10 protein-coding genes and 1 pseudogene are annotated in these 12118 nt (G+C 59.5%); 1 reads left to right on the forward strand and 10 read right to left on the reverse strand.

What is annotated here, in order from left to right:
* Positions 1–37 precede the first annotated feature (37 nt).
* Positions 38–1182 (reverse strand): IS3 family transposase gene (locus DDF70_RS32850; RefSeq protein ID WP_425374111.1). Its coding sequence is split into 2 segments (ribosomal slippage): positions 38–924 and positions 924–1182, totalling 1146 coding nucleotides; the frame shifts between segments, so codons are not numbered across the junction.
* 299 nt (positions 1183–1481) lie between these two features.
* On the opposite strand from DDF70_RS32850, the pseudogene DDF70_RS32855 reads away from it, so the two are divergent.
* Positions 1482–2335: pseudogene (locus DDF70_RS32855) on the forward strand (IS5 family transposase).
* Positions 2336–2348: 13 nt separating this feature from the next.
* Here the strand turns inward: DDF70_RS32855 and fdxB are convergent.
* From fdxB to DDF70_RS32905, 9 genes are all read right to left on the reverse strand, one after another.
* Positions 2349–2666, reverse strand: coding sequence for a ferredoxin III, nif-specific (gene fdxB / locus DDF70_RS32860; protein WP_114948795.1), 318 nt, complete (start codon positions 2664–2666; stop codon positions 2349–2351).
* Between the two features lie 226 nt (positions 2667–2892).
* The gene (locus tag DDF70_RS32870; protein ID WP_114948797.1) at positions 2893–3372 is read right to left on the reverse strand and encodes a NifX-associated nitrogen fixation protein; all 480 of its coding nucleotides are present in this window, start codon (positions 3370–3372) and stop codon (positions 2893–2895) included.
* 16 nt (positions 3373–3388) lie between these two features.
* Complete coding sequence (gene nifX / locus DDF70_RS32875; protein WP_114948798.1) at positions 3389–3880, reverse strand: nitrogen fixation protein NifX; 492 nt, start codon at positions 3878–3880, stop codon at positions 3389–3391.
* Positions 3864–5228 (reverse strand): nitrogenase iron-molybdenum cofactor biosynthesis protein NifN, encoded by a 1365-nt coding sequence (gene nifN / locus DDF70_RS32880; protein WP_114948799.1) that lies wholly within the window; start codon positions 5226–5228, stop codon positions 3864–3866. Before nifN ends, nifX begins: the two co-directional genes overlap by 17 nt.
* A 9-nt stretch (positions 5229–5237) precedes the next feature.
* Complete coding sequence (gene nifE / locus DDF70_RS32885; protein WP_114948800.1) at positions 5238–6728, reverse strand: nitrogenase iron-molybdenum cofactor biosynthesis protein NifE; 1491 nt, start codon at positions 6726–6728, stop codon at positions 5238–5240.
* Positions 6729–6787: 59 nt separating this feature from the next.
* Positions 6788–8329 (reverse strand): nitrogenase molybdenum-iron protein subunit beta, encoded by a 1542-nt coding sequence (gene nifK, locus DDF70_RS32890; protein WP_114948801.1) that lies wholly within the window; start codon positions 8327–8329, stop codon positions 6788–6790.
* A 126-nt stretch (positions 8330–8455) separates the two neighbouring features.
* Positions 8456–9958 carry a nitrogenase molybdenum-iron protein alpha chain gene (gene nifD / locus DDF70_RS32895; RefSeq protein WP_114948802.1) on the reverse strand — a complete coding sequence of 501 codons (1503 nt, stop codon included), beginning with the start codon at positions 9956–9958 and terminating at the stop codon, positions 8456–8458.
* A gap of 103 nt (positions 9959–10061) precedes the next feature.
* Positions 10062–10952, reverse strand: a complete 891-nt coding sequence (nifH, locus tag DDF70_RS32900) for a nitrogenase iron protein (protein WP_114948803.1) — start codon at positions 10950–10952, stop codon at positions 10062–10064.
* A 762-nt stretch (positions 10953–11714) separates the two neighbouring features.
* Positions 11715–12118, reverse strand: a 404-nt coding sequence (locus DDF70_RS32905) for a transposase (RefSeq protein WP_170316147.1), incomplete at its 5' end; no start/stop codon positions are given.

Genomic DNA, 12118 nt, shown 5'->3' on the forward strand with positions numbered 1-12118 from the left:
TGGATTTGCTTCGCTTAAGTGGAGAGCGGTTTGCTAGCTATTCGGCCAGCCTTTCGAACTGAACCGGACTGACATAATCGAGTGTCGAGTGACGCCGGACGGGGTTGTAAAAGCCGTCGATGTAGTGGCCGATCGCCTGCTTGGCCTCGGCTCTGGTCTCAAAGACGGTGCGCCAGACCAGCTCAGATTTCAAGGTCTTGAAGAAGGTCTCAACAACGGCGTTGTCGAAGCAATTGCCTTTCCCGGACATTGAGATCTGGATGCCGTGTTTCTTCAGCGCGGCCTGATACTCGTTCGAACAATATTGACTGCCGCGATCCGCATGATGGATCAGCCCCTCACCAGGTCTTCGGATCGCCAGAGCCTTGCGCAGGGCTTCGAGCGCCAGTTCCTTGTGGAGGCTGTCACTGACCGCCCAGCCGACCACCCGGCGGGCGAAGAGATCGAGGACGACGGCCAGATAGAGCCAGCCCTCGTTCGTCCACAGATAGGAGATATCGGCCGCCCACTTCTCGTTCGGGCGCTCGGCCGAGAAGTCCTGCTCGAGCAGGTTGGGCGCGATCGGAAAGCCATGATGGCTGTCGGTGGTGCGCTTGAACCGCCGCTTCTGCCGGGCTTTCAACCCGTTCTCGCGCATCAGCCGAGCAGTCCGACGGCGACCGACCTTCAGGCCCTTATCCTGCAACTCGCAAGTCATGCGGGGACTGCCGTAGGTCTCATGCGAGCGGATGAAGGCCGAGCGGACATGGGCCAAGAGCACCAGGTCCTCCCGCTGACGGCAACTCGCCGGACGCGATCGCCAGGCGAAATAGCCGCTCTGGCTCACGCCGAGAACTTGGCACAGGCGGGTGACGGGGAACTCCTCTTTCGCCACATCGATGAACCGGAACTTCATCGACTTCCCTCCTTGGCGAAAAAAGCCGTGGCCTTCTTCAGGATCTCCCGCTCCTGGCGCAGGATCTCGTTCTCGCGCCGCAGTCGCTTCAACTCGGCCGCCATGTCCTCTTGGCGCTCTTCGGGCGGATCATCGATCTGGTGCTCGCGCCGGCGATCAATCCAGTGGCGCAGGGTCGACAGGCCGACCCCGAGATCCGCGGCAATCGCACGCCGGCTGCGGCCGCTGGTCAGAGCAAGCCGCACCGCCTCATCCTGGAACTCTCTCGTAAAGCGTGTCTGGGGCATGGAGATCCTCCTGCTTCATGAAAGGCTCTCCATTTTTTCGGAGCAAGTCCAGAAATACACCTCCCCGGACTGATGGACCGACCCCGCCGTGCGATTCGCATCAAGCGACCTTACGGGGCATGCAGATAGCGATCTTCTTCTCGGACGGAACACCGGTCAGGCCCTGAATGGGTAGCGACCTGCATACGTCCGACCTAAAGCCCTCCGCGACCGACAGCTAGATCCTGTCTGACGGCCTGTGAACCTGCATGAGAGCATGGCTGTTGCCTTGGTGGGGCTCACCGAGGCGGAGACGTGCGATGCGGCGGCATGACCTCAGCGATGCTCAATGGGAGCTGATTGCGGATCTCATGCCCAGGACCGGTCGCCACGGCGGCGGGCGCTGGCGCGACCATCGGCAGGTGGTGAACGGGCTGCTGTGGACGCGATGTCCCGGAGCGCAGTGGCGCGACCTGCCCGAACACTACGGCCCCTGGCAAACCGTCGATGAGCGCCTCACCCGAAGGCCCCGTGAGGGGTTGTTCGACACGATCCTGGATCGGCTCCGGCTCAAGCTGAATGCCAAGGGGCTGATCGACCTGGATCTCTGGTGCATCGACAGCACCTCTGTGCGGGCCAGCCGTTCCGCCGCCGGAGCCCGTAAAAAGCCGATCCGCAGGAGCCGGACGACCATGCGCCCGGCCTCTCCCGGGGCGGGTTCGGCAGTAAGATCCACCTGGTGAGCGATGGTGCTGGTCTGCCGCTCGGGTTGACGCTCACACCTGGGCAGCAGCACGAGATGCCGGCCTTCGAGCCAACCTTTATGGCAGTCCGCCTCCCCAGCCGCAGGGGCCGTCCACGCACAAGACCCAAGTACCTGGCAGGCGATACGGCCTATAGCGACCGGCCGGTCTTTGCTTATCTGCGGCGACGCCCTATCCGGCCTGTCATTCCACCCCGGACCGGCGGCAACATGGGGAAGGGCTGCGCGCGATCCTTCGATCCTGATCTTGACCGCAGACGCAACGCCATTGAGCGCTGTGTTGGATGGCTGAAGGGAGGCCGATCCATCGCCCCTCGGCACGAGAAACTTGCCGTCAACTTCTCGGCGATGGTGAAGCTCGCTTTCATGCGGCAGTACCTGCGCACACTCAGGTCGTCAGACAGGAGCTAGTTGGTCAGCCAGATCATGCAGACATCTCATCGAAGGCAACATGGGTCTGGCAGTTCTTCGGGCAGACGCGGGCGCAGGCTCCGCAACCTATGCAGCGTCCGGCATGGTCCACAACCATGATCATGCGATTGAGACGGCCATCGAAGTCGTCATCCTCGCCGTCGCAGACACCTATGAGTACGCCCACGTCATCAACGCCGTAAAGGTGCATGACCTCACGCGAGCAGACCTTGAAGCACCGGCCGCACCCGATGCAGGTCGGGCCATCGATAGCGGTCAGATACGACGGCACCCAGCAAGAGCCGTCGCGGGTCAGGAAAGGGCCCTTCATCTGGAGCCCTCCAACGAGCCGAGATCACTCCTGGCAGCGCCCAACTCGGCAATACAGTTAAAGGCTTTCTCAGGATGGGCCCTAATCTCAGTGCAGCTGTCAAGGAGGTTCTCCGCAGAGTCATATAGTTCCATATTCGCAGCTCCCGTCTGCCACTGTCGCTTGTGGACCTTCTTCTGCAACTCTTCGGGTCTAGCATGATCCCCCTGATCAAGAACCCGCCCCATCACGCCCGTGCTACCTCGGGGTAGGCTTCGATGGCTGCGATCGCGTCGTCGACCAGAATCGATCCAGCCGTAGCAAGCCGCCAAAGCGTCTCGAAGCCGAACCGGTGGGCATCCCGTATGATCTTCGACACAACGACCAACCGCCCAACCGTGAGATGCACGCACCCGAAGCCCTCATCGCTGATCTCTATCATCGGCGACGCCATAAGGCCGGAGCGCTCCCTGATTGCAAGCCCAACGGCGGAATAGAAAATGGCGATCCTCCGCCGGACGTCTGGATTGGGGTTGCCGATAATCGGGATCGCGCGGCGTTGGTCCTTGGTGACGATGAAGTTGGCCAGCAGCTCAGCGTCCAGTTTTCTGTCCCATGAGCCGTAGGAGTCCTGAGCCCGGATTATCCGCACGAGGCATTTGACAAATAAGGTGGTAAGCGCTGTTCCATCCTTGTTGACAGCAGTGCTAGCCGCAGAAGCAGACATTTCGCCCTCCCCTCGTTCAAACGTCAAATGATAGTCTTTGTGCGGGGTCACCGACTTCAGCCAGCACTTTGCGCAACCACGGCGGAGGAGCAGTCCTGAGCATTGTCTGGGTGCGCGACAGTACATCCTCAAAGAACTGAGGATGCGGCACTTTGACCGGGTGGATTTTTGCCGAAACAAGTCTTGCCGCCGAAGGCCCGCCGATTGCCAAGCAAAACAGGAGATGACAGCCCTTCAACGCCTCCACCTTCGCGGCAATGCGGGCGTCGCCTCCGGTCTGATGATTCCCACTCTCGTCGGAAACGTTGTCGACAGCCAATGCTTCCATAAACGTCCATGCGTCGCACGTCACGTCAAAGACAGCAAAACACTTGGCCGCCCCGAAATGAGCGTTCAGGCCTTTCATGTCTTGCGTGGCAATCGCCACGCGCAATGCACCGGCTTGCCGTTGCGGCATTAGTACCTGAGCCTCGTCAGAGGCGAGCGAGAGGCTACGAATGGAGGTCATCTTTCATTTCCCGGTTACGGATTAGATCAAGTCGCTCGGGCGTCGGCGGTTGCTGGTTCGCCTGGAAGATGTTGGCAGCCTCAAGGATCAGGTCGCGCGCGCCTTGATAGAGAATCGTGAGCTTGTGTTGGCTGCCGAGCCGGTCGAAAATCGGGAAGCCGACGCGCATGAGGGGAATGCCGAGGCGCTCTGCCGCTTGGCGTCCGTGCGAATGGGTGACGAGGAGATCAGCGCCCGCGGCGAGACTTTCCAGGTCGCCAAGATCGCCGACCCGAACCATTTCCGCCGGCACTTTCTCGAGAATTTGCGACGTATCGGTCGTGGCAACGGCCGCCGCGATCTCTGAGCCCATGCCAACGAAGAAGGTCGCGAGTTGGTATAGTTGGTCTGGTTCGGCGGCGATCGCAATTTTCTTGCCGTTAAAATGGAAATGTGCGTCGAGCAATGTATCCTGCAGTTGCGCCCGGCGTCGGCGGAGCTTGGCTGGTACCGCCACGCCCGACAATGCGGACAGCAGGGAGATAAACTGGTCGGTGGCTTTCAGTCCGGTGAGCGAGTGGAACAGCACGTAAGGAACGCCGGTCAGGTTCTGGAGCGCTTCCGCTGGGTGGCGCATATGCTCGCCAATGGCGACGCACTTAATGGCTGTGCCAAGCTTCCGGATATCATCGACAGCCGTCCCGCCATACGTTGTTGGAATCCAGTGATCAGGAACAGTGCCGTCGAGTGCGCCAGATACATCGGGCAAGATCACCGCCTCCAGTCCAAAACTCTCGACCGTATCGTGCAGATGCTCGATATCAGCCACGGTCAGGTTCCAACCGGGCAGGATGGCGATTTTCCTTGTGTCGCGCGCCTGTCTGTCTGACTGCGTGATGACCTCGATCATAGCCGCTACCGCGGCGGCCCAGCCGTCCTCGATCGCGCCATGGAAGTCCGGCGTGTTGGCCATCACGACCATGGTGCGGGCGAGTTCCTCGTCATGCTCCGCTTTGATACGCGCGATGTCGCCGGCGAGGTCCTCACCGCGGGATTCCACCAGCGCTGTCGTGCAGACTCCGATCAGCTTCGGATTGGCGCGTGTTGTGAGGTTGAGGATCGCCTCCTCCAGTTGGTCCGCCCCGCCTAGGATCGTAGCAACCTCATCCATCGCCGTCGTTTGCAAGGGAACCGTTTCCGCGAAATGCTGAACCAAGCGCACCAACGCGAAGCTGGTGCAGCCTTGGCTGCCGTGGAACAGCGGTATCGCACCCGCAACCCCGAGAAAGGCAAGGGCGGCGCCGAGTGGCTGCGACGATTTCAGCGGGTTGACCGTCGCGGATTTGGTTCGGGGGACGATGCGGGCCATCAGGTTTCCTCAACGCTCGGCGAAGCCGTTGGGCTTCATGCCGGCGCATTTGTTGAGAGCGTGAACAGTCGCGGTCTCACACTTTGTGCTCGGCAACTCCTCCTCGGCGCCAGTCTGGCTGTCCCAAGGAGCCGGCTCCCGCACTTCGCGCCAGATCGGGTTGTGAATGGCGAGGCTAATCTGGCGTACGAGTTCCACCATGCCGTCGTAACCCGCATAGGGGTGATGACGCTCCTGGTTGATATCAAGCCAGGGGATCTTGGCCTTCAGCGCGATGAATTGCGTGCGGCTCCCCGACAGCATGATGTCGGCCTTGTGCTCTGAGAGCGTGGCATAGAGCACGTGCGGCGCCATCGACTCGAATATGTGGTGCTCGTCTTTGAGGATCTGTTTTATGCGCTCTTTGTCTTCGAGCGTCGATTTCTTGACTGAGGTGCCGACGATCTCGAGGCCGGTTTCCAGCAGCGCATGGACGACCGACCAGGACTTCACGCCGCCGGTGTTGAGCAGCACCCGCTTGCCTTCGAGCTTCGGCCGAAAGGCTTGGATCTTCTTCCACGCAAGAGACTCCTCCTCTGCGATCAGTGCCTCGGTGCGGCCGAGGATCTCCGGATCGGCACCCTTCCTCACGAGCAGCCCAGCGATCTGCCGGAGTGCTTCCGAGGTGTCTGTGATCCCGTAGAATGAGCCCTCGAAGAATGGGATATCCCAGCGCTCCTCCATCTTGCGGGCAAGATTGATGAATGCCTTCGAGCACACGATCATAGCGGCTTGGGCGCGGTGCGCGGAGGCAACGTCGCGGTAGCGCGCGTCGCCGGAAATGCAAGCGCGCACCCTGATGCCGAGTCGGTCAAGGAGCGGCTTCACCAACCAGAATTCGCCGGAGAGGTTGAATTCACCAAGGATGTTGATATCGTAAGGGCTAGTCTCGTCGGGCTCCACCGTGCCAATCACATGGTCGAGCAATGCTTTGCCGGCGAGCTTGTTGCCGAGGTTCTTTGAACCAGCGAAGCCGGGTGCATTGATCGGCACCACGGGGAGCCCAAATTGTTCCGCTGCACGCTCGCATACCGCCTCAATGTCGTCGCCAATCAGCGCTGTCACGCAGGTCGTATAGACGAAGATCGCCTGCGGGGAATGTGCGTCCTTGATCTGGCGGATCGCCTTCATAAGCTTCCGCTCACCGTGTCCCATCACCACATCAAGTTCAGTGAGGTCAGTCGTGAAGCTTGTGCGCCAAAGTGTTGGTCCGGACGAAGCTGCGCCGCGGTTGTCCCAGGAATTCCCCTCGCAGGCGAGTGGCGCGTGGACAAGATGAGCGACGTCCGTGATCGGCTGCAGCACGATTTTGGCGCCGTCAAAGGCGCAGCCCCCGGCTGCCACCCCGGGAGTCTGCGGCTTCGAACAACCCTTCTTACGCGCCTTAGCATCTTTGCCGCGGTTCCTCTCGCAGGCGGGCTCACTGAAGAGATTCAGAATTTTGGCACTGAGCGAAGACATTGCGGGCTTCCATTGTCCGTCGACAGGGGGCCGACCTCGACGAAGGCCGACCAGTGGCCTTAGCGGGTGAGATCATACGAGTAGTCCGTTACGCCTGGTACGATTGTCTCCCGATCAAGCTTGTCGAAGATCTTATCGAGGATCGTCGTTAGGACGTGCAGCCCACCTTGGTAGCCCATGAGCGGGAAGCGATGGTGATGGTGCCGGTCGAAGATCGGAAATGTCAGCCTGATCAGCGGTGTGGCGGTATCGCGCTCCAGATACTTGCCATAGGAACTGCCAATAAGGAGGTCCACCGGCTCGGTGAAGAGCAGCGAACGCAGGGCCCAGAGGTCCTTGCCCGGCCAAACTTGAGCGGCTTTACCGAATGGGGAGGATTCAAGCAGTTCCTTCATCTCGGCTTCCCAGGCCGCCGTGCCGTTGGTGGACAGGCAGTGGGTCGGCTCGCCACCGGTCTCCATGACAAACCTGGCTACGGCGTAGACAAAGTCGGGATCGCCGTAGATGGCGTATTTTTTACCATGGAGCCAGGATTGGCTATCCGCCATGGCGTCAATCAGTCGACCGCGTTCCAGTCGGATTGCCTCTGGGATTTCCTTGCCTGAAATCGCCGACACCTTCATCAGGAACTCGTCTGTCGCCTGAACTCCGAGCGGGTAATGGAACGAGGCTGCCGCCTGCCCAACTTCCTCGCAATATTTCAGCGTGCTTCGAGTGCTATAATGCTGCAGCGACAGTGTCGCCTCGGCGTTGAGCGCCGCCTTCACGTCTTGGATCTTCGTACCGCCGTCAAACATGCGGAACTCGCCGTCTGACGGCGTGTCGAACTGGTCAGAGGCGTCTTGGATGAAGGTATAGGACACGCCCATCAGGTCGAGCAGGCGCTTCAATTCACGGTTGTTGCCCACACAGAAGCCGTCGAAACCCGGAATGATGTTTACGACGCCAGCGGCTTCTGAGCGCTCCTTTCCATCCCAAAAATGCTCTAGCACGCCTTCTACCATGCCGTCATAGCCATCAATGTGGCTCCCAACGAATGCCGGCGTATGCGCGAAAGGAACGTCGAAGTCACGCGGCACTGAACCTTCGTTCTTGGCGTTCTCGATGAATCCGTGCAGGTCATCGCCAATGACCTCCGCCATACAGGTGGTCGAGACGGCGATCATCTTCGGGTCGTAGAGCGTGTAGGTGTTGGCGAGGCCGTCAACCATGTTCTTGAGGCCCCCGAACACCGCCGCATCTTCAGTCATCGAGGAGGATACCGCGGATGCAGGCTCCTTGAAATGGCGCGACAGGTGCGAGCGGTAATAGGCCACGCAGCCTTGGCTGCCATGGACGAACGACATAGTACGCTCGAAGCCCGCAGCCGCGAACACGGCGCCGAGCGGCTGGCAGGCCTTGGCTGGGTTAACGAGAAGCGCTTCGCGCGCGAGGTTCTTCTCGCGATATCCCCAGGTCTTGGTGAACTCGCAGAGATCGTTGACCATCTGATCCGGGTACGGACATTCGAAGTTGAGCTTCTTTTCGGCGAGCATCTGCCTGTATTCCGGCTCACGGAACAGGGGAGCGTGGTCAAGAACTTTTTCAGCCGACTGTGGCATGGTGGTCACCTCTTTCCAAGTAGCCGGGCCCTGTGACGGCCTGGTAGTGTCGAAACAATTCAGGTCCCCAGCGGATCAGGAGCCGCGGGCGTTCGTCTGCCTCGCTAGCTCTGGGAGGCTGGGTTCTCATTCGGCTGCGATCGATGCGGACCTCGCGGCAGTTTTCTTCCAAGGAGCGTCGTAGAGGTCCCAGACTGGGTTGTTGATGGCCAGATCCATGTCGCGGGCGAAGATGGCAAAACCATCATAACCGTGATAAGGGCCGGAATAGTCCCAGGAGTGCATCTGACGGAATGGGATCCCCATCTTCTGCACTGGGTACTTCTCCTTAATGCCGGAGCCAACGAGATCAGGGCGGATCCCCTCGATGAATTTTTCCAACTCGTATCCAGTCACATCGTCATAGATCAGTGTGCCCTTCTTCACGTAATGGGCGGTGCGCTGATAGTCGTCGTTGTGGCCGAACTCGTAGCCGGTGCCGACAATCTCCATGCCGAGATCCTCATGGGCAGTGATGACGTGACGGGGGCGCAGACCGCCGACATAGAGCATCACCGTCTTGCCTTCCAAGCGCGGCCGGTACTTGGCGATGATCGCGTCGACCAATGGCCGGTACTTGGCGATAGTTTGCTCGGTCTTCGCCTCAATCTCCGGCCCAAAATGCTTGGCTATCTTACGCAGTGAGGCTTCGATCTGGGAGGGACCAAAGAAATTGTACTCCATCCAGGCGATGCCGTACTTTTCCTCCATATGTCGGCAGATGTAGTTCATCGACCGATAGCAGTGGATGAGGTTGAGCTTGGCCTTTGGCGCCCGCTCTATTTCGGCGAGCGTGGCGTCCCCAGACCAGTTGCCGACTACGCGCAGCCCCGCCTCCTCAAGCAGGATGCGCGAGGCCCAGGCGTCGCCGCCAATATTGTAGTCGCCGATGACGTTGACATCATAGGGGCCAGCCTCGAACTCGACCTCCTTCTTGTCGAGGATCCAGTCGCGGATTGCGTCGTTGGCGATGTGGTGGCCGAGCGATTGCGAGACGCCGCGGAAGCCCTCGCAGCGCACCGGTACAATCGTTTTCCCGTGCTCCTTGGCCTTCTTGCGAGACACCGCCTCGATATCATCGCCAATGAGGCCTATTGGACACTCGGATTGCACGGTGATTCCCTTGTTGAGGGGAAACAGTTCCTCAATTTCGTCGATGATCTTTTCCAGCTTCTTGTCGCCGCCGAAAACGATGTCCTTCTCCTGGAAGTCAGAGGTGAACTGCATCGTTACGAACGTGTCGATCCCGGTTATGCCGGTGTAGTAGTTTCGGCGCTGTGACCAGGAATATTGACCGCATCCGACCGGTCCATGCGAGATGTGGACCATGTCTTTGACCGGACCCCACACTACACCTTTGGAGCCCGCATAGGCGCAGCCGCGGATCGTCATCACGCCTGGAATGGACTTGATGTTCGATTTGACATCGCATTCGAGATCGGTCGTGTCCGCCTCGCTAGCCTCACCTCCGCTTGTCGCGACGCTGAGATGCTTCTTACGGCGCTTCGCCGACTTGTCTGGATAGTGCGACAGCACTTCCTCGATAAGCTTCTCATGTAAAGTGACGTCATTCTGATAGTCGAGGCTCATAGGATCTGCCCCTTTTTTAGGTTGGCATGGCGCCTCACAGACGAGGCGTCGTTCACGGAGATGCCACCGAGTCAAGGTCGGCGCTCCCTGTCGGGACTAATGGTTAATGTTGGGCCAGCGTCGCTTCCTTGGCTTGAAGCTCGGCGAGCATCTGCTCGTCGGTTTTCATAATGCCGAAGTCGAGCAGCATCTCCTCAAGCTCCTCCATAGTGATCGGGGTCGGGATTGTGCCTTGGCCCGAATTGGCATGGATCTTTTCGGCCAGCGTGCGGTATTCCCCGGCCTGCTTCGAGTCCGGCGCATATTGGATTACAGTCATTTTCCTGAGCTCGGCGTGCTGGACGATGTTGTCGCGCGGCACGAAGTGGATGAGCTTGGAATTGAGCCTGGATGCCAGCGCCTCGGCGAGGTCGAGCTCGCGGTCAGTCTGGCGTTCATTGCAGATCAGGCCTCCAAGCCGCACGCCGCCTGCATGGGCGTATTTCAGGATGCCCTTAGCGATGTTGTTGGCGGCATACAGCGCCATCATCTCGCCTGACATTACGATGTAAATTTCCTGGGCCTTGTTCTCGCGGATCGGCATCGCGAAGCCACCGCACACCACGTCGCCGAGAACGTCATAGGAGACATAGTCGACATCGTCGTAGGCGCCGTTCTCCTCAAGGAAGTTGATCGAGGTGATGACGCCGCGACCGGCACAACCAACGCCCGGCTCGGGGCCGCCGGACTCCACGCACTTGATTCCTCTGTAGCCCACCTTCAGCACGTCTTCGAGCTCAAGGTCTTCCACTGAGCCTTCCTCTGCCGCGAGATGAAGGACCGTGTCCTGCGCCTTCGAGTTCAGAATCAGGCGGGTGGAGTCGGCCTTGGGGTCGCATCCAACGATGAGGATCTTTTGCCCAAGTTCGACAAGGGCGGCGAGCGTATTTTGGGAGGTCGTGGACTTGCCGATACCTCCTTTCCCATAAAATGCGATCTGACGCAGACCTGCCATGTTGTTTTCCTCCTCTATTTCGTCGGTTGTCATGTCACCCGGGACATGAATAAAAGTCGGCTACACCAGCCGGCCCTACGACGATGGAGTTTCAAGAGTTGTGCCAATTTGACCAATCAAGCCAAAGGATGATTTTTATTATACTCTATCAGATACTTAGCCCAGGGAAGGAAGGGGCGGATTGAAACAAGCCCGTGTCACGGACCCGACAAATTCGACTGAGGGTGCCGGATGGCGATGCTTGTGACCACTTTTCATTGATCTTACTGAAGACCCGCGGGGCGTAGCGATCTAATAGTGTACACACAGTTGGATCAACGCGCGTCCAAATGGAGGCCTGTAGGCATGCCAGCTTCATCGACGGAGAGGCCCTGTCGCAGAATATGTTCCAGCCCTTCCATTTCCGACATGTATGGACCCCCAGTCTGGCGCAGGAACAATTTTCGGGTTCGGTGCAACGCGTAGTCGGTTGTGGACATTTGTCCGGCCTCTGACGCGGCGGGTCATAGGCCGCGCCCGGATTTTACCGGATCAGGTCCAAAGCATAAGCACGTTGCTGGAGCGTATGTCACAATGTTTCTTGTGCTCGTCCTGTCTCATCGATCACTGCGCCGTCTCTCCCATAATCTTCCCACATCCCAGCACCTCAGAGTAGCAGGCGGTTCGTTCACAGCGACGGGAGCCTACTGCATCCCGGCTCTCGCCATCACGGCGCAGAGGGTGTGTGGACTTGCTTCGGAAAGGATACTGCTGGCGAATTCATCACGCTGGGATGGGAGCCATCATGAGCTTGGTGAATGCGGATTGCCGGGTTCGTGCGAGCGGCGTGCCCGCGAACCAGGCACCAAGCCGGATGAGGTTCATGGCAGCCGCTGTCAGCACGTGCTGAAGATGCGTCTTGGCGAGACCGATGTAGCGGGAGCGCCGCAAGTGTAGGGCGCGCACGCCAGCCGAAATCGTTCCCTCGATGCCGGCGCGCTTCTGGTACTCTTTGGCGAAGGCGGGCTGCGCCTCACGCTCGCGAGCCGCTGCAAGGGTCTCGTGCTCCTCCTGAGGGCGCAGCGTGAGAAGCCGCCGCTCGCTCCGAGTACACTGTGCCTTCAATGGGCAGGGGCGACAGTGGGTCGTCGAGAAGCGCACCTTGAAGGCGGTTCGTCCTTGCCAGT

Origin of the sequence: Microvirga calopogonii, assembly GCF_003347665.1 — a bacterium.
Lineage (GTDB): Bacteria > Pseudomonadota > Alphaproteobacteria > Rhizobiales > Beijerinckiaceae > Microvirga > Microvirga calopogonii.

Bases quoted from the DNA above. Each gene is read 5' to 3' on its own strand.
- fdxB (WP_114948795.1), bottom strand. From the start codon at position 2,666: ATGAAGGGCCCTTTCCTGACCCGCGACGGCTCTTGCTGGGTGCCGTCG.
- DDF70_RS32870 (WP_114948797.1), bottom strand. From the start codon at position 3,372: ATGTCTGCTTCTGCGGCTAGCACTGCTGTCAACAAGGATGGAACAGCG.
- nifX (WP_114948798.1), bottom strand. From the start codon at position 3,880: ATGACCTCCATTCGTAGCCTCTCGCTCGCCTCTGACGAGGCTCAGGTA.
- nifN (WP_114948799.1), bottom strand. From the start codon at position 5,228: ATGGCCCGCATCGTCCCCCGAACCAAATCCGCGACGGTCAACCCGCTG.
- nifE (WP_114948800.1), bottom strand. From the start codon at position 6,728: ATGTCTTCGCTCAGTGCCAAAATTCTGAATCTCTTCAGTGAGCCCGCC.
- nifK (WP_114948801.1), bottom strand. From the start codon at position 8,329: ATGCCACAGTCGGCTGAAAAAGTTCTTGACCACGCTCCCCTGTTCCGT.
- nifD (WP_114948802.1), bottom strand. From the start codon at position 9,958: ATGAGCCTCGACTATCAGAATGACGTCACTTTACATGAGAAGCTTATC.
- nifH (WP_114948803.1), bottom strand. From the start codon at position 10,952: ATGGCAGGTCTGCGTCAGATCGCATTTTATGGGAAAGGAGGTATCGGC.